This is a genomic window from Microbispora sp. GKU 823, assembly GCF_002027145.1.
In the GTDB taxonomy this organism is placed as follows: domain Bacteria; phylum Actinomycetota; class Actinomycetes; order Streptosporangiales; family Streptosporangiaceae; genus Microbispora; species Microbispora siamensis.
The window spans coordinates 83,261-101,660 of the sequence record NZ_MWJN01000022.1; the positions used below are offsets into that span (position 1 = coordinate 83,261).

15 protein-coding genes and 3 pseudogenes are annotated in these 18,400 nt (G+C 70.8%); 12 read left to right on the plus strand and 6 right to left on the minus strand.

All coding sequences use genetic code 11. The features are described 5' to 3' along the window. Positions 1-253: 253 nt before the first annotated feature. From B1L11_RS14495 to B1L11_RS14505, 3 genes are all read right to left on the minus strand, one after another. Positions 254-919, minus strand: coding sequence for a YdcF family protein (locus B1L11_RS14495; protein WP_079314961.1), 666 nt, complete (start codon positions 917-919; stop codon positions 254-256). Positions 920-994: 75 nt separating this feature from the next. After that, positions 995-2,557: a Rieske 2Fe-2S domain-containing protein gene (locus tag B1L11_RS14500; protein ID WP_079314962.1), complete on the minus strand. Its 1,563-nt coding sequence runs from the start codon at positions 2,555-2,557 to the stop codon at positions 995-997. A gap of 291 nt (positions 2,558-2,848) precedes the next feature. Beyond that, positions 2,849-3,712 carry a methionyl-tRNA formyltransferase gene (locus B1L11_RS14505; protein ID WP_218671121.1) on the minus strand — a complete coding sequence of 288 codons (864 nt, stop codon included), beginning with the start codon at positions 3,710-3,712 and terminating at the stop codon, positions 2,849-2,851. Positions 3,713-4,081: 369 nt separating this feature from the next. On the opposite strand from B1L11_RS14505, the gene B1L11_RS14510 reads away from it, so the two are divergent. Both B1L11_RS14510 and B1L11_RS14515 read left to right on the plus strand, forming a co-directional pair. Continuing rightward, positions 4,082-4,444: a glycosyltransferase gene (locus B1L11_RS14510; RefSeq protein WP_079314963.1), complete on the plus strand. Its 363-nt coding sequence runs from the start codon at positions 4,082-4,084 to the stop codon at positions 4,442-4,444. 458 nt (positions 4,445-4,902) lie between these two features. Continuing rightward, a complete protein-coding gene (locus tag B1L11_RS14515) occupies positions 4,903-6,162 on the plus strand; it encodes a nucleotide sugar dehydrogenase (protein WP_079314964.1) in 1,260 nt (419 codons plus the stop codon). Between the two features lie 23 nt (positions 6,163-6,185). Here the strand turns inward: B1L11_RS14515 and B1L11_RS50780 are convergent, their stop codons facing one another. Beyond that, entirely contained in the window at positions 6,186-6,527 is a 342-nt protein-coding gene (locus B1L11_RS50780) for a cupin domain-containing protein (protein WP_256862535.1), read from the minus strand. Positions 6,528-6,625: 98 nt separating this feature from the next. Beyond that, a pseudogene (locus tag B1L11_RS53990) lies at positions 6,626-6,766 on the minus strand (helix-turn-helix domain-containing protein); the annotation flags it as partial. 67 nt (positions 6,767-6,833) lie between these two features. On the opposite strand from B1L11_RS53990, the gene B1L11_RS50785 reads away from it, so the two are divergent. Both B1L11_RS50785 and B1L11_RS50790 read left to right on the plus strand, forming a co-directional pair. Beyond that, positions 6,834-7,397 carry a hypothetical protein gene (locus B1L11_RS50785; protein ID WP_256862543.1) on the plus strand — a complete coding sequence of 188 codons (564 nt, stop codon included), beginning with the start codon at positions 6,834-6,836 and terminating at the stop codon, positions 7,395-7,397. 11 nt (positions 7,398-7,408) lie between these two features. Next, on the plus strand, positions 7,409-7,669 hold the full coding sequence (locus tag B1L11_RS50790) for an EamA family transporter (RefSeq protein WP_256862540.1): 261 nt from the start codon (positions 7,409-7,411) through the stop codon (positions 7,667-7,669). Between the two features lie 13 nt (positions 7,670-7,682). Here the strand turns inward: B1L11_RS50790 and B1L11_RS14530 are convergent, their stop codons facing one another. After that, positions 7,683-8,498, minus strand: a complete 816-nt coding sequence (locus tag B1L11_RS14530) for a peptidoglycan recognition family protein (protein ID WP_079314965.1) — start codon at positions 8,496-8,498, stop codon at positions 7,683-7,685. Positions 8,499-8,970: 472 nt separating this feature from the next. Between B1L11_RS14530 and B1L11_RS14535 the strand changes: the two genes are divergently transcribed. The 8 genes and pseudogenes from B1L11_RS14535 to B1L11_RS14565 all read left to right on the plus strand — a co-directional run. Further along, the gene (locus B1L11_RS14535; RefSeq protein WP_079314966.1) at positions 8,971-10,341 is read left to right on the plus strand and encodes an MFS transporter; all 1,371 of its coding nucleotides are present in this window, start codon (positions 8,971-8,973) and stop codon (positions 10,339-10,341) included. 237 nt (positions 10,342-10,578) lie between these two features. After that, entirely contained in the window at positions 10,579-12,678 is a 2,100-nt protein-coding gene (locus B1L11_RS14540; RefSeq protein ID WP_256862541.1) for a molybdopterin oxidoreductase family protein, read from the plus strand. A 23-nt stretch (positions 12,679-12,701) separates the two neighbouring features. Next, positions 12,702-12,917 (plus strand): annotated as a pseudogene (locus tag B1L11_RS54805) (NAD(P)/FAD-dependent oxidoreductase); the annotation flags it as partial. A 106-nt stretch (positions 12,918-13,023) separates the two neighbouring features. Beyond that, positions 13,024-14,085, plus strand: coding sequence for an FAD-dependent oxidoreductase (locus B1L11_RS54810; protein ID WP_372974674.1), 1,062 nt, complete (start codon positions 13,024-13,026; stop codon positions 14,083-14,085). A 14-nt stretch (positions 14,086-14,099) separates the two neighbouring features. Next, positions 14,100-16,553 carry a nitrite reductase large subunit NirB gene (gene nirB, locus B1L11_RS14550; protein WP_079314968.1) on the plus strand — a complete coding sequence of 818 codons (2,454 nt, stop codon included), beginning with the start codon at positions 14,100-14,102 and terminating at the stop codon, positions 16,551-16,553. Continuing rightward, positions 16,550-16,906 carry a nitrite reductase small subunit NirD gene (gene nirD, locus B1L11_RS14555; protein WP_079314969.1) on the plus strand — a complete coding sequence of 119 codons (357 nt, stop codon included), beginning with the start codon at positions 16,550-16,552 and terminating at the stop codon, positions 16,904-16,906. The genes nirB and nirD overlap by 4 nt, the downstream gene beginning before the upstream one ends. A gap of 172 nt (positions 16,907-17,078) precedes the next feature. Then, positions 17,079-17,885, plus strand: a pseudogene (locus B1L11_RS54815) (uroporphyrinogen-III synthase); the annotation flags it as partial. A gap of 190 nt (positions 17,886-18,075) precedes the next feature. Continuing rightward, on the plus strand, positions 18,076-18,400 hold a 325-nt coding region (locus B1L11_RS14565), incomplete at its 3' end, for a sirohydrochlorin chelatase (protein ID WP_256862536.1).

An 18,400-nucleotide genomic window follows, 5' to 3' on the forward strand; every position in this document is an offset into this window, starting at 1 on the left:
TGTTCAGGCACGCGATCGGACGCCGGGTGGTCCTCCGCGAGGATGCTCGCCGGCCCCGGCGCGGCGACGTCAGAAGCTCGGCGCCGCATCGCCCCCACCGCTGTCAGTCTGGGCGGCGTGACGATCGTCGACGGGACGTGACGTTCGTGTGCGGCGGTGTCCATGCCGGGGTTTTACGCGCGCATGCATACACGGCCCGCTCACGCCGGTGTCCAGGGCGGGTCCAGCCACCTCGGGGCGACACGCCCGAGGTTCAAGCCAGCAACCTGCTGTCGAAACCGGCGCCGAGGAGCGCCTCGTAGGCGGCGCGCACGACCTCCGGTACTTCTTGCGGGATGGAGAACCCGCGCCCGGGATACTCGATGAGGCGCTGCAAGTCGCCCACGAGCATGTCGACCACGAGCTTCTCGTCGCCGATGGCCTTGACGTACTCGTCGAGCGCCAGCGGTTGGGAGGCGCACACGATCTCGACCTCGGGCCACAACTTGCGGGCGGTGGCGAACGAGCGCCGCTCCATGTACGGCTTGGCGATCAACAGCACCGACCGCGGACGAATCCCGGCGGCGGCCAGGACCTGACGCGACAGGGTGATGTTCTCTCCGGTGTTGGCTGCATTCGGCTCCAGCAGGATCACCTCGTCCGGGACGCCGAGTCGCAGAGCGTGCTCGCGATAGTGCACGGCCTCTCCGCGAGGGAACCAGGCGAGTGTGGCCGGGCTGTTGCCCCCGGTGAAGACCAGGCGGGGGAACAGCCCTTCGTGATACAGCTGGGCGGCGTGCCCGGCCACGCCGAGGTCGTGGCTGCCCAGGCCGATGGCCACGTCACAGGGCCGCAGCGTGTGGCCCATCCGGTGGTAGTCCCAGAGCAGCTTCGCCTGCCGCCGGTGCTCCTCGGTGATGGCCTGCCGGTCGCTTGTCACGTTGGCTTCCTCGTCGCCGTCGTGGAGTGGGCTTCCTCAACGCAGGCCGGATGTCCTCGATACCGCACGGCATACTCAGGGTGTCGAGATCTCGCGGGTCGCCAGGGGGGCGCAGCGGGCGTTCACGCACTCTCCTGTGGCGAGGTCGAAGGTGAAGAAGTGGCCGAGGCACTGGACCTTGCCGTCCTCGATGACGGCGCCCTCGGACAGATCCTCGCCCGCGTGCGGGCAGTACCTGCCGATCTCGAACGTCCGGTCGCCATCGGTGACGACGATACGATCGCCCTCGTCCCTGCCGGTCTCGTATTCCTCGATCGCCTGCAGGGCCGGTGCGTTGGCGTGCTTAAGCAGCCCGACCAGGTAGCCGTTGAACACGTCGGGGTCGCGGTGCAGGCGGATCCGCAGGGACAGCAGCAGGTCCTCCCACGCGAGCTCGCCGGCCAAGATGGGTTCGACCCATCGTCCCTGCACGCTGATCGTGTAGCCGGGCCGCTCGGCGGTCGCGGGACCGATGGCCAGGCCGTCGGCGTTCATGCGGACATCCCAGACGCCGCCGTTCGGCCCCGTGATCTCGAAGCGGACCGTCATGTCGATGTGCTTGAGGAAGTATGTGCTGAGCGTGCCCAGCCGGAGGAAGTGGTTGACGAAGCGCTCGGGGAAGTCGGGGCCCGGTTCGGGATAGTCGACCCGGAGCTTGTCGAGGATCTCCGCGCGGTCCTCCGCGTAGCGCTGGATGTACTCCTCGACGCCCTCGGTGAAGCTGAACTCCGCCGACACGGGGTCCCGCGTCACCTCGAAGGTCTCCAGGTCGAGCCGGTCGCCTGGCTTCAATGTCTCAAATGCCTGCCTGGGCAGGTGCTCGCTCAGCCAGCTCCTGGCGGCCTCCGGGTGGACGAAGGCTCCGTTGTGGGTGTCCAGCACCCAGTTCAGGTCGCGCAACTCCGGATCGAGGAAGCAGGGCGGGCCGGCGAAGGGGATGGCCAGCTCCGGCCTGGTGGCACGGATCAGGCGCTGGACGGAGACCAGCTTGGCGACCCGCTTCTCCATGGCGATGCGCCGCTCCTCCTCCTCGTCGTAGGAGTAACGCATCGGGTGCCAGGTCGCCGAGGAGGCCTGGACGGCCATGACGTCGAGCCGGCCGCCCGCCATGTGCTTGGCGCGGCGGGTCTGCGACGCGATCAGTTTCGCGTCGTTGCAATTGAGCACCGACCTGCCCTCGGCCACAATGAGGAACGCCGAATCGTGGTACAGCGGAGACGGCTGGGGAATCGTGGTGATCCACGATTCCCCGTCGTTCAGGGTGAACCGCTCCCATGGTGCGATTTGCACGATATTCGTGACGCCGGTTTCCCGGATCCGATCAATGAGGGTGTCCGACGGATAGGTGGGGATCAGCACCGTGGTCTCGTCGCTGAGCTGCTCGAGGAACCAGGTGTCCATATGGTCGAGATGCTCATGTGAAATCGCCACATAAGTCGCGGAGGTCAGGCTTTTGACATCCAGGTGGTCATTTCGCGGGAACTGGAACCAGGATCCCATGTACCCGCCGTACGGGCTCATCCAAGGGTCGAACACCAAGGTGAACGCGGAGGTCTCGACGGCGAGCCCGGCGTGGCCGATGGAGGTGAGTGCTGCCATGTGCCTCGATCTTCCTTACCCGGGCATTCCGCGCATCGACGAAAGGGCGCATGCCCGCTGGGTCATCGGATGGTTACTTCCTGGCGTCGAAGTAAATCACATGGGTCGGGCGGTGATGAGGATGTCCCGTAAGCGCACACTAAGGCCCGAGTAAATATTCATAAAGGCTGGGCGGGCCATAGCACCGCATTAACGACCCGCACTCGCAATCAGTTTCACAGCGATGCGGAACACCTTCATCGACGCTCGCGGATCGCCGGCGCGAGCGGGACGAGGCTGAGCCCGGCCCGTTCACCGATCCGGGGGTACCGCCGAGATCGCTTCGGTGATCCAGATCGGGCCGTCCGCACACTCCACCCGCAGGCCTTCCGCCGGTTCGATCCTCGTGCGGAGCACCGTCATCCATTTGCCGCGCACCTTGCCGAAGGGGCCGCGAAGCCCGAAGAGATTGAACCGGAACGCGCGAACCTGATTATGTATCTCTCGGGCGCTGCGGGCCCAGTCGATGAACATGAAATCCGGTTCCATCCAGCCGGCGTAGGTCGCATCGACGTCGCTCTGGGGTTCACCGGGGGCACCGGCGGCTGCGTTCTCGAGAGCGACATCGAGCAGATCCTCGACCAGCAGATCGACCTCCTTCCACAGGACGGCGGGCACCGGATCTTCTGCTATCCGGATGCCGCCTTTCTGCGCGATGATGTTTCCGGTGTCGAAGTCATCCGTCATCCAGTGAATCGTCACCCCGATCTCCGGGTCCCCGTTGCGGACCGCCCATTGAACGGGCAGCGGCCCTCTGTACTTGGGCAGGAGAGACGGGTGGATGTTCATGACACCGATTCGCGCTGCTCGTAGCACCTCTCTGGAGAGCTTCCAGGGGAATCCATAGACCACGATGAGGTCGGGATGATATCCGGCCAACGCCTGAGCCAGTCCGTCGACATTCCCGGGCAACAATAGATTCGAGCCGGGTGGCAGCGCCTCGCTGATGGCCGCGATGGTCTCCGCGGAGGTCTTGCTGGTGGGCCTTCCCTGGCGGAGGCTGCGAGCATGAACGAGGGCGACCGGTGTGTGGCCGGCCCTCACGCACGCCTCGTGCAGGAGTGTGAGACGACCGGCAGTATGAAATATCAGGGCTATACGCATCGAGTCGGTCATTCTCGGCTCGCTCCTTAGTCTGGTGCATACAGCGGTGTCTTGTCGCCGAGCCGAAGAGGAGGCCGGTGCTTGGGAACTTAGGCGATCACGCTAGCAGGTGCGGCACCGTGATCATCCGCAGCGCAAGAGGGGGTCTGCAAAATATTTCCGACGAGTGCGGAATAATTCCATGAACCGGTCAATGAACTGAAGTCGGCGCCGAGCCCCCGGTGCGCGGCATGGTGCCGATATGGATACGTCTCTCGATCCGCGCCGATAGACCGGCCGCCCGTGTCGCCCCATATTAGGGATATGATTAAAGCTCATCAATATAACGCAAAGTCCGCCGTGTAGCCCGAGTGCCGGACGGGCGTTGGTCAGACTGATGTCATGACCGATATTTCCGTCGTGATCCCCTGTTACCGGTCCGCGCAGACATTGCCCACATTGGTTGAGCGCCTTCTCGCCGTCCTGTCCACCGCCGCCTCCCAGTCCGAGGTCGTACTCGTCGTCGACGGCTCTGTGGACGATACGTGGGAAGTCGCTCAGGAACTCGTCGAGAGGCGCGATGCCGTCCGCGCCGTGCTGCTGGCCCGGAATTACGGGCAGCACAACGCTCCTGTGGCCGGCATTCGCTGTGCGAGTTACGGCATAGTGACAATGGGTGACGATCTTATCGCGTTCTCGTGGGCCACCACGAAGATCGGGACGGTCCGGGTGGGAATGCAGGCCTGTTCGCCGCGGCCCAGATGATCGCACTTCGGATCATCGGAGAATACCTCGGCAGAATTCATACAGAGCGCATGGGGCGTCCTATGTACAACGATTCGGCCCAGTATGCCGAGGAGCCTGGCGAAGGGGCCGGGCGACGGCTGGGGAACCGAAATCCTTCAGGTGCTGATGAAACTCGCGGCCGCCGGGACGCGTCACCGCGGTTCACCCGAGCCGGTGCCAGGAGCATGTGATGGTCACCGGATGCGTGAGAACAGGGAGGCGACGAATCACCCTCTGTCCAGGGATCGCAATCCCGGGCCAAGAAGACGGTAACAGGCCCTGGCCGTGACGGCGCCTCCCACGCCGTCGGTGATGCGATGGCGGGTGGAGATCCGAAGGCGACGACTCGCAGCGCAACGCGTACATCCCGCGGCGTGACTGCGCCCGAGATGGCCGCGGCCGAAATGATCGAATTCTTAGAACGACGGGGGCCTGGAATGAAGAAGAAACTGGTCGTCATCGGCCAGGGATACGTGGGCTTGCCGCTCGCGATGCGTGCGGTCGAGGCGGGGTATCGCGTGGTGGGCGTCGAGGTGGACGAGTGGCGGGTCAAACGCCTCAACGCCGCCCAGTCGTACGTCGAGGACATCGGCGACGACGTGCTCGCGGCGGCGCACGCGACGGGCCGCTACCGGGCCAGCGCGGACTACGCCGACGCCGAGGGCTTCGACGTCTGCGTGATCACCGTGCCGACGCCGCTGACCGACGGCGTGCCCGACCTCAGCCACATCGCGTCGGCCGGCCGTTCGCTCGCCCCACGCCTGCGGCCGGGCGCGACCGTGGTGCTGGAGTCGACCACCTATCCGGGGACGACGGAGGAGTACCTGCGCCCGATCCTGGAGGAGGGATCGGGGCTGCGCGCCCCCGGCGACTTCCACCTCGGCTACAGCCCCGAGCGGATCGACCCCGGCAACGCGCGGTGGCGCCTGGAGAACACGCCGAAGGTCGTCTCCGGTCTCGACGACGCCGCCCTCGCGCGGGTCCGCGCCTTCTACGAGGCCGTCGTCGAACATGTCGTCCCCGTGTCCTCGCCGCAGGTGGCCGAGTTGTGCAAGCTCCTGGAGAACACCTTCAGGCACGTCAACATCGCCCTGGTCAACGAGCTGTCGGTCTTCGCCAGGCAGCTCGGCATCGACGTGTGGGAGGCCATCGACGCCGCCTCGACCAAGCCGTTCGGCTACATGCGCTTCACCCCGGGGCCCGGCGTCGGCGGCCACTGCCTGCCGATCGACCCGTCGTACCTGTCCTGGAAGGTCAAGCGCAGCCTGGGGCACAACTTCCGGTTCGTGGAGCTGGCCAACGACGTCAACGACCACATGCCCGCGCACGTCGTCGACCGGCTGGTGCTGGCGCTGAACGACCGGCGCAAGGCCCTGAACGGCAGCCGGGTGCTCCTGCTCGGTCTGTCGTACAAGAAGAACACCGGCGACTGCCGCGAGTCCCCGGCGCTGGAGGTGGCCAAGCACCTGCGCAAGCTGGGCGCGGACGTGCGTGCGGCCGACCCGCACGTCGACCTCGCCCTCGTGCCCGAGGGGGTGGCGATCGCCGACGCCTCGCCGCGGGAGATCGCGGCGGCCGACGCCGTCGTGGTCCTCACCGACCACGACTGCTTCGACTACGCCCTGGTCCAGCGCGAGAGCGCCTTCGTCTTCGACACCCGCAACCGCTGCCGGGGGCCGAACGTCGAGCGGCTCTGACGGCCGGGCTCGTCGAAGGGCCGCTAACCGCCGCCGGTGTGCGGCGGCAGGTGCACGGTCATGAGCAGCTCGCAGGGCTCGGCGCCGCCGCCCCGGTAGGTGTGGGGGACGCCGCCGTCGAACGTGGCGGTGGCCCCGGCGGGGACCTGGTGTTCCGCGCCGTCGAGGACGAGGGTCAGGCGGCCGTGGATGACGCTGACGGTCTCCACCACCCCGTCCGGGTGGGGATGGCTGGGATACGCCTCGCCGGGGTGCAGGCGCCAGCGCCACACCTCCACCGGCGCCGGGCCGCTGGTGGTGAGCATGAGGCGGGCCTCGCCGCCGTGCTCGCCGGTCCACAGCGGCTCGGTGTCGGCGGCCTCCACGATCTGGATGTCGCGATGCCGCGGCCCTCGGTGAGGGCCGACACCGACATGCCCAGGGCGTCGGCGAGGCGCACCAGCGTGGCCAGGTTGGGGTTGCCCTGCGCGTTCTCCAGGCTGACCAGCGCTCCCTTGCTCACCTGCGCCCGGGCGCTGAGCTGCTCCACGGACAGGCCCGCTCGCAGCCGGGCCGCCTTCACGTTGGACGCCACCGCCCGCAGCGCCGCCGCCGTCTGCCCCACCGCTTGCCATCCCTCCTGTCGGTCACTCTATTGTACCTTACGGTCGTTCCACTGAAAGGTATGCGTTGTGACCGCTCTTCTGCTGGCCCTGGCCAGCTCTCTCGCGTACGGCTGCGCCGACTTCCTCGGCGGGCTCAGCGCCCGCGGCGCGCACGTCCTGCGCACCGTCGTCATCGCGGCTCCCGCCAGTCTCGCCGTCGAGCTCGCCTTGTGGCCCTTCCTCGGCGCGCACTGGAGCCCGGCCGCGCTGGCCTGGGGCGCCGCGTCCGGAGCCGCTTCGGCCGCGGCCTTCGCGCTGCTCTACCGCACCCTGGCGATCGGTCCGATGAGCGTGCTTTCCCCCATCACCGCGCTGGTCTCCGCCGTCCTGCCGGTCGGCCTCGGCCTGGCCCAGGGCGAACACCTCACCACCTACGCCCTGCTCGGCCTCCCGCTCGCGCTGATCGCCGTCGTCCTGGTCAGCGCGGGCCCCGGCTCGGGCGCCTCCCGGCCCAGCCGCACGGCCCTGCTGCTGGCCCTGGGCGCGGGCGCCGCCATCGCCGCCCAGCTCATCTGCCTCCACCAGGCCCCGCCGACAGCGGCCTCGCCCCGATCATCGCCGGCCGCGCCGTCTCCTCCGCCCTCGTCCTGACCGCGGCCGCCCTGCTCCGCGAGCGTCTCGGCGACCGGCGCCCCGCGCCCGCCCTGTGCGCCGCCGCGGGCATGCTGGACTCCCTGGCCAACCTCGCCTTCCTCCTGGCCGCCCGCAGCGGAGACCTCGCCGTCGTCGCCGTCATCACCGCGCTCTATCCGGCCGGCACCGTCCTGCTGGCCCGCGTCGTCCTGGCCGAACGCATCCACCGCAGCCAGCTCACCGGGCTCGGCGCCGCCGCCGTCGCCGTCAGCCTCCTCGCGCTCAACTGATCGCCGGCTGCCGTCAGCGGGTCAGGTCGTGCGGGCCCACGGCCGGACCGTGCTCCAACGGCAGGTCACCGATGAGCGCGACTCCCTCGTACGGACCCTCGGGCAGCGCGAGACGCGGCGGCCTGGGCTCGCTCCGCCCGGACCCGCGCCCGCCCAGGCGGCGCGCGACGTCGTCGCGCAACTGCGGCAGGTACGCGTAGAGACGGTCGCCCGGGCAGGCGGTCCGGTTGAGGTCGCGGTGGCCGACGATGGCCTCGTGCGGGTCGAGCGCGTAGGCGTCGCACAGCCAGGCCAGCAGGGCGGTCAGCGCGGACAACTGGCGGGCCGGGGGCAGGCAGGAGGTGTAGGTCCCCTCGGTCTCGATGCCCAGCGTGTGGTCGTTGTGGTCGGCCGCCTGCGCGCCCATCACGTGCTTGCCCGCCTCCACGGCCGGCAGTGAGCGGTTGCGGCCCTCCATGACGTATCCGCCCCGGCTGACGGTGAACTGCTCGCCGATGTCCTCCCAGCCGTTGTGCTTCATGTGGTAGCGCTGGATCGTCCGGGACAGCCGGAAGGCCGCGTCGAGGTCGGTCGCGCCCGTGTTCGCCGTCGCCGTGTGGTGGACGACGAGCCGGTCGGGCGCCCGGTCGAGCACCTCGGCCTTGCTCCTGGGCGGATCGGCCTTCCAGTCCGACCGGGTGTACACGCGTGGCCGCCGCGGGCGGTTCCCGGCCCAGACGGGCGTGGCCGACGCGACGAGCCCGCCCTGCGCGGTCAGGATCGCCGCGGGCAGGCACGCCGACCAGAGGAGCCCCGTCGAAAGAAACGCGCGGCGTGAGACCGCTGGCATCCGTCCTCCCCGAGTGCGCGCGGGCCCTCGGGGGCCCTCGTCCGGCGGGAGGCGGCATCGATATCCCCTTTCCCCGCCGCGGATATTCCTGCGCGCGGAAAACCGGTCACATGTCAACCGAAATGTCCGTGCCATGCCGCAGGGGAAAACGCCGCAGTCCGGTCATGGAATGGCGCTACCGCGATCGCGGGAATTTCCCGAAATACCCGCGTACGGGCCGTGGCGGGGGTGCTGACCTTGCGTGACGACGGCCGGTCCGGGCGCCGTTCGCCCGGCGTCACGCGGACGAAACGAGGGCCGCGCGAGAGGCGGGCCCGTGTTAACCCGATGTTGCCTCCGTTATGCGTGTGGATTGCATGTTTCGCGGGTGCGGCACATGTAACGGCCGCACGGTCACGCTTGGTCAAAGTGCGTAACGCGCTCTTCCTACCTTCGTTTCCGGCCCCAGCCGACAGACGATGCGGGAGGAACGATGACGGCGACGCAGGCGGCGCGCACGGCCCCGGAAGTACCCCGGAAGGGCCGCTGGATCGGTGACTGGCGACCGGACGATCCGGTCTTCTGGGAGAGCACCGGCAAGAAGGTGGCCCGGCGGAACCTGGCGTTCTCGATCCTGGCCGAGCATCTGGGCTTCACGCTGTGGACCGTCTGGAGCATCGTCTCGGTCAAGCTCGGCGCCTACAAGTTCTCCACGGACCAGCTGTTCTGGATCGTCTCGCTGCCCAACCTCGTGGGCTCGGCACTGCGCATCCCCTACACGTTCGCGCCCGCCCGGTTCGGCGGCCGGAACTGGACGGTGGTCAGCGCGATGCTGCTGCTGGTGCCCGCCGTCCTGCTCGCGGTGGCCGTGAACGACCCGGGCACGCCCTACTGGGCCTTCCTGCTCATCGCGGCGACGGCCGGGCTCGGCGGCGGCAACTTCGCCTCCAGCATGGCCAACATCACCTACTTCTTCCCGCAGAACAGGCAGGGCGCCGCCCTCGGCCTCAACGCGGCCGGCGGCAACATCGGCGTCAGCTCCGTGCAGTTGCTGATGCCGCTGGTCATCGCCGGGTTCGGGCTGGCCGCGGCCGGACTGTTCTGGGTGCCCTTCGTCCTGGCCGCCGCCGCCGGGGCGTACTTCTGCATGGACAACCTGACCTCGGCCAAGGCCGAGCCGAGGGAGATGGCCAAGGCGGCCGGCCGGGCGCAGACCTGGATCATGTCGGTCCTCTACATCGGCACCTTCGGCTCGTTCATCGGCTACTCCACCGCGTTCCCGCTACTCATCAAGTCGCAGTTCCCCGAGCACGCCGCGCTGACCTCGCTGGCGTTCCTCGGCCCGCTGGTCGGGTCGCTCATCCGGCCGGTCGGCGGCTGGCTGTCGGACCGCCTCGGCGGCGCCTCGGTGACGTTCTGGAACTTCGCCGCGATGATCGCCTCGGTCCTGCTCGTCTGGCAGGCCATGTCGGCCCGCAACTTCGTGCTGTTCTTCGCCGCGTTCATGCTGCTGATCGGTACCGCGGGCGTCGGCAACGGCTCCACGTACCGGATGATCCCGGCGATCTTCCGGGCGAAGGCGGTGGCCGGCGTCGAGCCCGGCACCCCCGCGTACGAGGAGGCGCTCGCGACCGGCAAGCGCGACGCCTCGGCGGCCATCGGGTTCATCTCCGCGGTGGGCGCCTTCGGCGGGTTCTTCATCAACCGCGGGTTCGGCAGCTCCATCTCCGCCACGGGCGGCGCGGGGGCGGCGCTCGCGGCCTTCGCCGCCTTCTACGCCGTCTGCTTCGCGCTCACCTGGTTCTGCTACATGCGCACCCTGGGAGCGAAGTCGGCGCCGAGCCTGGCGGCCGCCCGGGTCTGAGACGCGGCCTCTCGCGGGCGCCCGCGCGGCGCCCGCCTTTTTCCGGACTCATGCCTCACGAGCGGCGACAGCACAAGTGAGCTTTCGAGACGACGGGGTCTCTCACACGCCGCGCTCGCCGAAGTTAGCGCGGTTGGCGCCTTGTAGCACAGCGGTAACAGAAGGGACCCAGCGGTGAAACCGCCTGTCAGCACCATCGGATCCATGCCGATCTCACTACACGCTCCCGATCCTGTGATGTCACAGGCCGCCGTGGGCACGACCGTGGGCTCGGCCACCCACTGCCCGTACTGCGCGCTCCAGTGCGGCATGTACGTCGCGAAGGGCGAGATCACCCCGCGTGAGGACATCCCGGCCAACGCCGGCGGCCTGTGCCAGAAGGGCTGGACGGCGGCGGAGCTGCTGACCTCGCAGGACCGGCTCACCACCCCGCTGCTGCACGGCAGCCCGGTGAGCTGGGACGAGGCGCTCGACCACGTCGCGGCCCGGATCGAGGCCATCAGGGCGGAGCACGGGCCGGACGCCGTGGCGGTGTTCGGCGGCGGCGGGCTGACCAACGAGAAGGCCTACCAGCTCGGCAAGTTCGCCCGGGTCGCGCTGCGGACCAGCCAGATCGACTACAACGGCAGGTTCTGCATGTCCTCGGCGGCGGCCGCGGTCAACCGGGCCTTCGGCATGGACCGGGGGCTGCCGTTCCCCATCACCGACATCGCCCGTGCCGGCGCCGTCCTGTTCGCCGGGGGCAACGTCGCCGAGACCATGCCCCCCTTCGTACGGCACCTGACCGCGATGCGCTCCGGAGGCGGCCGGCTCGTCGTCGTCGACCCGCGCCTCACCCAGACCGCCAAGATGGCCGACCTGCACCTGCAGGTCACCCCGGGCACCGACCTCGCGCTCGCGCTCGGCCTGCTGCACATCGCGATCGCCGAGGGGTACGCCGACCTGGACTACCTGGCCGCCCGCACGACCGGCTTCGAGGAGGTGCGCACCTCCGTGTCGGCCTGGTGGCCCGAGCGGGTGGAGCGCGTCACCGGCGTCCCGGTCGCGCAGATGCGCGAGGCCGTACGGATCCTCGGGGAGGCGGAGCGCGCGATGGTGCTGACCGGCCGGGGCGCCGAGCAGCACGCCAAGGGCACCGACACGGTCACCGCGTTCGTCAACCTGGCGCTCACCCTCGGGCTGCCCGGCCGTGAGGGCTCCGGCTACGGCTGCGTGACCGGCCAGGGCAACGGCCAGGGCGGCAGGGAGCACGGCCAGAAGGCCGACCAGCTCCCCGGCTACCGGAAGATCGACGACCCGGCGGCGCGGGCGCACGTCGCGGCCGTCTGGGGGATCGACCCCGCCGGCCTGCCCGGCCCCGGCCGGTCCGCGTACGAGCTGCTGGACGCGCTCGGCACGCCGGAGGGACCGAGGGCACTGCTGCTGTTCGGCTCCAACCCCGTCGTCTCCGCGCCGCGCGCCGGGCACGTCGCCCGGCGGCTGGACGCGCTCGACCTGCTCGTGGTCTCCGACTTCGTGCTGTCGGAGACCGCGGCCATGGCCGACGTCGTGCTCCCCACGACCCAGTGGGCCGAGGAGGCGGGCACGATGACGAACCTGGAGGGCCGGGTCCTGCTGCGCCGCCAGGCCGCAGCGCCGCCGCCCGGCGCGCGCAGCGACCTGGAGATCCTTCACGGGCTGGCCGAGCGGCTCGGCTGCGGCGAGAAGTTCCCCGCCGACCCGCGCACGGTCTTCGACGAGCTGCGCCGGGCCTCCGCCGGGGGCGTCGCCGACTACTCCGGCATCACCTACGAGCGGATCGCGGCCGAGACCGGCGTGTTCTGGCCGTGTCCCGAGACGGCGGGGGAGCCCCACTCCGATCCACACCCCGGGACCCCGCGGCCGTTCCTGGAGGGCTTCGCCACCCCGGACGGCCGGGCCCGCCTGGTGCCGGTGGACCACCGTCCGCCCGCCGAGGACGTGGACGAGGAGTTCCCGCTCTACCTGACGTCGGGGCGGGTGCTCGCCCACTACCAGTCGGGGGCGCAGACGCGCCGCATCCGCCCGCTCACGCAGGCGTCGCCCGAAGTGTTCGTGGAGTTGCATCCGGACCTCGCGGAGCGGCTGGGCGTCGCCCCCGGCGACCGCGTCCGGGTGCGCAGCCGCCGTGGCGCCGCCGAGGGCGTGGCCCGCGTGAACGCCTCGATCCGGCCGGACACGCTGTTCATGCCGTTCCACTGGGAGGGCGTCAACCTGCTCACCAATCCGGCGCTCGACCCGGTGTCGCGGATGCCGGAGTTCAAGGTCTGCGCCGCCGCGATCGAGCGGTGCGCAGAAGACGGGGAGCGTGTCGCGTGAGGCTCGTCGTGGTGGGGAACGGGATGGCGGGCTCGCGCCTGGTGAGCGAGGTCCGCGCCCGGGACAAGGACGTGAAGATCACGGTGTTCGGCGCCGAGGCGTGGCAGCCGTACAACCGGGTCCTGCTGTCGAACGTGGTGGCCGGCACGTCGAGTCCGGACCAGGTCCGGCTCCTCGACCCGCGCTGGTACGCCGACCACGGCGTGACCGCCCGCCTCGGTGTCGCGGTCACCGCGATCGACCGGGACTGCCAGACGGTGGTCGCCGCCGACGGGACGCGAGAGCCGTACGACGTGCTCGTGCTCGCCACGGGCAGCGAGCCCGGTCGTCCCCCCGATCCCCGGCGTGGAGCGGGCGACGGCGTTCCGCACGCTGGACGACTGCGAGCGGATCAGGGAGGCCGCCGCGAGCGCGCGCAGCGCAGTCGTGGTCGGCGGCGGGCTGCTCGGCATCGAGGCGGCGCGCGGCCTGGCCGGCCGGGGCGTCCCGGTGACGCTGCTGCACCTGGCCGGGCACCTGATGGAGCGCCAGCTCGACGAGGAGGCCGGGCTCATCCTCCGCGAGACGCTCGGCGCGCTCGGCGTCGCCATCCGCACCGGCGTCACCGTGAGCGCGATCCGGGAGCGGCACGTCGAACTCGCCGGCGGCGAGCTGATCGACGCCGATCTGGTCGTGCTCGCCTGCGGCGTGCGCCCGGTCGTCGGCCTCGCCCGGGACGCGGGGCTGGAGGTCGAGCGCGGCGTCGTCGTGGACGACGAGCTGCGCACCGACGACCCGTCGATCTTCGCGATCGGGGAGTGCGCCCAGCACGCCGGCCGGGTCTACGGACTGGTCGCCCCCGGCTGGGAGCAGGCGTCGGTCGTGGCCGACCTCGTCACAGGCGCCGACAAGGGCGCGCGCTACCGGGGCTCGCGGCTGGTCACCCGGCTCAAGGCCAGGAGTGTGGAGCTCGCGGCGATGGGGGAGACGCAGCTGACGGAGGACGAGGCGGAGATCGTCCGCTTCTCCCACCGGCACAAGGGCACCTACCGCAAACTCGTCATCCGGGACGGCCGGCTGGTCGGCGCGATCCTGCTGGGCGAGACCTCCGCGGTGGGCACGCTGACCCAGCTCTTCGACCGGGGAGGTCCCCTGCCCGGCGACCGCACCGGGCTGCTGTTCCCCGATCTCGCGGGCGTGGGCGGCGCGGCGGTGGCCGACAGCCCGACCCGGATGCCGGACTCGGCCCGGGTCTGCCAGTGCAACAACGTGACGAAGGGCCAGATCAGGGCGTGCTGGGAGTCCGGCGCGCGGGACGTGGAGGCCGTGGCCGCCGCGACGAGGGCCACCACCGGCTGCGGGAGCTGCCGCGACGCGGTCGAGGGCATCGTCGGCTGGCTGTGTGAGCAGGAGGGCGTAAGCGCATGAGGGACCGTAAGCGCATGAGCCTCGTCGTTGTCGGACACGGCCCGGCGGCACACCGCCTGATCGAGACGCTCGACGGCCGGGGCTTCGACGGGACGGTCACCGTTTTCGGGGAGGAGCCCCGCCCGGCCTACGACCGGGTGGCGCTCACCTCCTACCTCAGCGGCAAGAGTGTCGAGGACCTCACCTATCCGGTTCCGGACCGCGTCAGGCTCAGGACCGGCGTCCGCGTCACCGCGATCGACCGCGCGAACCGCACCGTCACCACCGACGCCGGCGACAGCGAGCCGTACGACGTGCTGGTGCTGGCCACCGGGTCGGCGCCGTTCGTGCCGCCGGTGCCGGGCCGGGACCTGCCGGGCTGCTTCGTGTACCGCACGATCGACGACCTGGACGCCATCAGGGACGCGTCGCGGGACGCCCGGGCGGGCGTGGTCATCGGCGGCGGCCTGCTCGGCCTTGAGGCGGCCGACGCCCTGCGCGGGCTCGGCCTGGACACGCACATCATCGAGATGAGCGGCTGGCTCATGCCGCGCCAGGTGGACGAGGGCGGCGGCTCGGTGCTGCGCGGGCACATCGAGGGGCTCGGGCTGACGATCCACACGGGCGCGGGCGTGCGCTCGATCGAGGCCGGCCCCGACGGCCGGGTCACGTCGCTCGTCAAGCCCGACGGCGAGGCGATCGAGGCGCAGGTCGTCGTCTTCTCCGCCGGCATCCGGCCGCGCGACGAGCTCGCCCGCGACTGCGGCCTGGAGGTCGGAGAGCGCGGCGGCATCGTGGTCGACGAGGGCATGCGCACCTCCGACGAGCACATCTACGCGATCGGCGAGTGCGCCCTGGCCGGCGGGATGGTCTACGGCCTCGTCGGGCCCTGCAACACGCAGGCGGAGGTGGCCGCCGAGCGCATCCTGGACGGGTCCGCGGCCTTCACCGGCGCCGACATGTCCACGAAGCTCAAGCTGATGGGCGTGGAGGTCGCGCAGTTCGGGGCCATGTCGGGCGCGCTCGACGTCACCTACATGGACCCCGTGGGCGGCGTCTACAAGCGGCTGTTCATCAGCGACGACGCCACGACCCTGCTCGGCGGCATCTGCGTCGGCGACGCCTCGCCGTACAACGCGCTGCGGCCGTTCGTCGGCAAGCCGCTGCCCGGTGCGCCGAGTGACCTGCTGTTCGCCGGCGCGGGCAAGGCGTCGGTCGACCTGCCCGACGACGCGCAGGTCTGCTCCTGCAACAACGTCACCAAGGGCAGGATCTGCGCGGCCATCGCCGACAAGGGCCTGACCGACGTGCAGGGCATCAAGGACTGCACCCGGGCCGGCACCACCTGCGGAAGCTGCGTGCCGATGCTCAAGCAGATCCTCGTGAAGTCGGGCGTCGACGTCGGCAAGGCGCTGTGCGAGCACTTCCCGCACAGCAGGGCCGAGCTGTTCGACATCGTCAACGTCCGGGGGATCACGACGTTCTCCCAGCTCATCGCCGAGCACGGGACCGGCCGCGGCTGCGACATCTGCAAGCCCGCGGTCGCCTCGATCCTCGCCTCCCTCGGCCGCGGTCACATTCTCGACGGCGAGCAGGCCGCGCTGCAGGACACCAACGACCAGTTCCTGGCCAACATCCAGAAGAACGGCACCTACTCGGTCGTCCCGCGCATCCCGGGCGGCGAGATCACCCCGGACAAGCTCATCGTGATCGGGGAGGTGGCCCGCGAGTTCGGGCTCTACACGAAGATCACCGGAGCGCAGCGCATCGACCTGCTCGGGGCCCGGGTCGAGCAGCTGCCCGCCATCTGGCGCCGCCTCGTCGACGCCGGCTTCGAGTCCGGTCACGCGTACGGCAAGGCGCTGCGGACGGTGAAGTCCTGCGTCGGGTCCACCTGGTGCCGCTACGGCGTGCAGGACTCGGTGGGCCTGGCCATCGCTCTGGAGCTGCGCTACCGGGGGCTGCGCTCGCCGCACAAGCTGAAGTCGGCCGTCTCCGGCTGCGCCCGGGAGTGCGCCGAGGCCCGGTCGAAGGACTTCGGCATCATCGCGACCGAGCAGGGCTGGAACCTCTACGTGGGCGGCAACGGCGGCTTCAAGCCCCGCCACGCCGACCTGCTCGCGTCCGACCTGTCCACCGACGACCTGGTCAGGACCATCGACAGGTTCCTGATGTTCTACATCCGCACCGCCGACCGGCTCCAGCGCACCGCCGCGTGGCTGGAGAACCTGGACGGCGGGCTCGACTACCTCCGTGAGGTGATCATGGAGGACTCGCTCGGCATCTGCGCGGAACTCGACGCGCAGATGGAGCGGCACGTGTCCACGTACGTCGACGAGTGGCGCGCCACCATCGAGGACCCCGACAAGCTGCGCCGCTTCGTCAGCTTCGTCAACGCCCCCGGCGTTCCCGACCCCTCGATCTCCTTCGAGACCGAGCGCGACCAGATCAAGCCGGTGCTTATCCCACTGGAGGTGACCCGCACATGACCATCCTCGACGAGACCCCGGCCCTTGCCGGCCACTGGACCCCGGTCTGCTCCTACACCGACCTGCTGCCCGAGCGGGGCGCGGCTGTGCTCGTCGGCGAACGGCAGGTGGCGGTCTTCCGCACCTTCGACGGCGCCCTGTACGCCCTGGGCAACCTCGACCCCTTCAGCGGGGCGTACGTGATGTCCCGGGGCATCGTCGGCACCAGGAACGGCGAGCCGACCGTGGCCTCGCCCATGCACAAGCAGGTGTTCTCGCTGGTGACGGGCGTGTGCGCGGACGACTCCGGCGTCTCCGTACCGACCTATCCCATTCGAGTCACCGACGGAACCGTGGAGGTGAGCGTGGTATGACCGCGCTGGTGGACCCCGCACTCGTGGACGGTGCCCCGATGAGCCTGGAGACGGCGCCGGACGCGCTGGCCGGGTTCACGATCGGGGTGACGGCGACCCGCCGCAGCGAGGAGCTGGCCGCGCTCCTCGAACGGCGGGGCGCCCGGGTCGTGCGGCGCCCGCGATCCGCATCGTGCCGCTCGCGGAGGACGCCGGGCTGCTCGCCGCCACCCGGGCCTGCCTGGAGGCGCCCGTCGACGACGTGGTCATCACCACGGGCGTGGGGTTCCGCGGGTGGATGGCGGCGGCGGAGGGCTGGGGCCTGGCCGCCGACCTGAACGCGCACCTGGGCGGCGCGCGGCTGCTCGCCCGCGGCCCCAAGGCGCGCGGGGCCGTACGCGCGGCCGGCCTGGTGGACTTCTGGACGCCGGCCACCGAGTCGTGCGAGGAGGTCAAGGAGTACCTGCTCGCGCAGGATCTGCACGGCCGCCGCATCGCCGTGCAACTGCACGGCGAGCCGCTCGACGGCTTCGTCGCGGCGCTGCGGGAAGCGGGGGCCGAGGTGATCGAGGTGCCGGTCTACCGGTGGCTGCCCTACCGCGACACCTCGCCGCTGCGCCGCCTGATCAGCCAGGCGATCACCGGCTCGGTGGACGCGGTGGCCTTCACCAGCGCGCCCCGCCGTGCTGGCCATGCTGGGCGCCGCCCGCGCCGACGGGCTGGAGGACGCGCTGCTCGCCGCGTTCGGCACCCGCGTGGTCGCGGCCTGCGTGGGCCCGGTCACGGCCGGGCCGCTGACCCAGCGCGGCGTGCCGGTCGTCCAGCCGACCGGGCCCGCCTCGGCGCGCTCGCCCGGACCCTCGCCCGCCACCTGCCGGAAAGCGGCGTCACGCGGCTCGTCGCGGGCGGGCACGAGCTGGAGATCCGCGGCCACGCCGTGGTGGTCGACGGCGAGCTCAAGCCGCTGCCGCCCGCCCCGATGGCCGTGCTCAAGCGGCTCGCCGAGCGTCCCGGGCACGTGGTGAACCGGGCCGACCTGCGGGTCGTGCTGCCCGGCGGCCCTCCCGCGACTCGGCCGAGCACGCGGTCGAGATGGCCATCACCCGTCTGCGCCGGGCACTCGGCCCCTCGGGCATCGTCGAGACCGTCGTCAAGCGCGGCTACCGCCTCGCCTGCGGCCGGGACGAGCGGTGACCCCGACTCTGGTGATGGCCGCGCACGGGGCGCGCAGCGGCCACTGGGAGTCGGTCATGGACTCCCTGGCGGCCCGGGTGCGCCGCGCCCGGCCCGGCGCGCCGGTCGAACTCGGCTTCCTGGAGATCAGCGCGCCGCTGCTGTCCGACGTGCTGTCGCGGGTGGCGGGACCGGTCGTGGTGGTCCCCATGCTGCTCGCCGGGGGATACCACGCGCACATCGACCTGCCGGCCGTCGTCGCCCGCACCCGGCCCGACGCGGTCGTCGCCGGGCAGCTCGGACCGCACCGGCTGCTGACCTCGGTGCTGGCGCGCGCCTGGC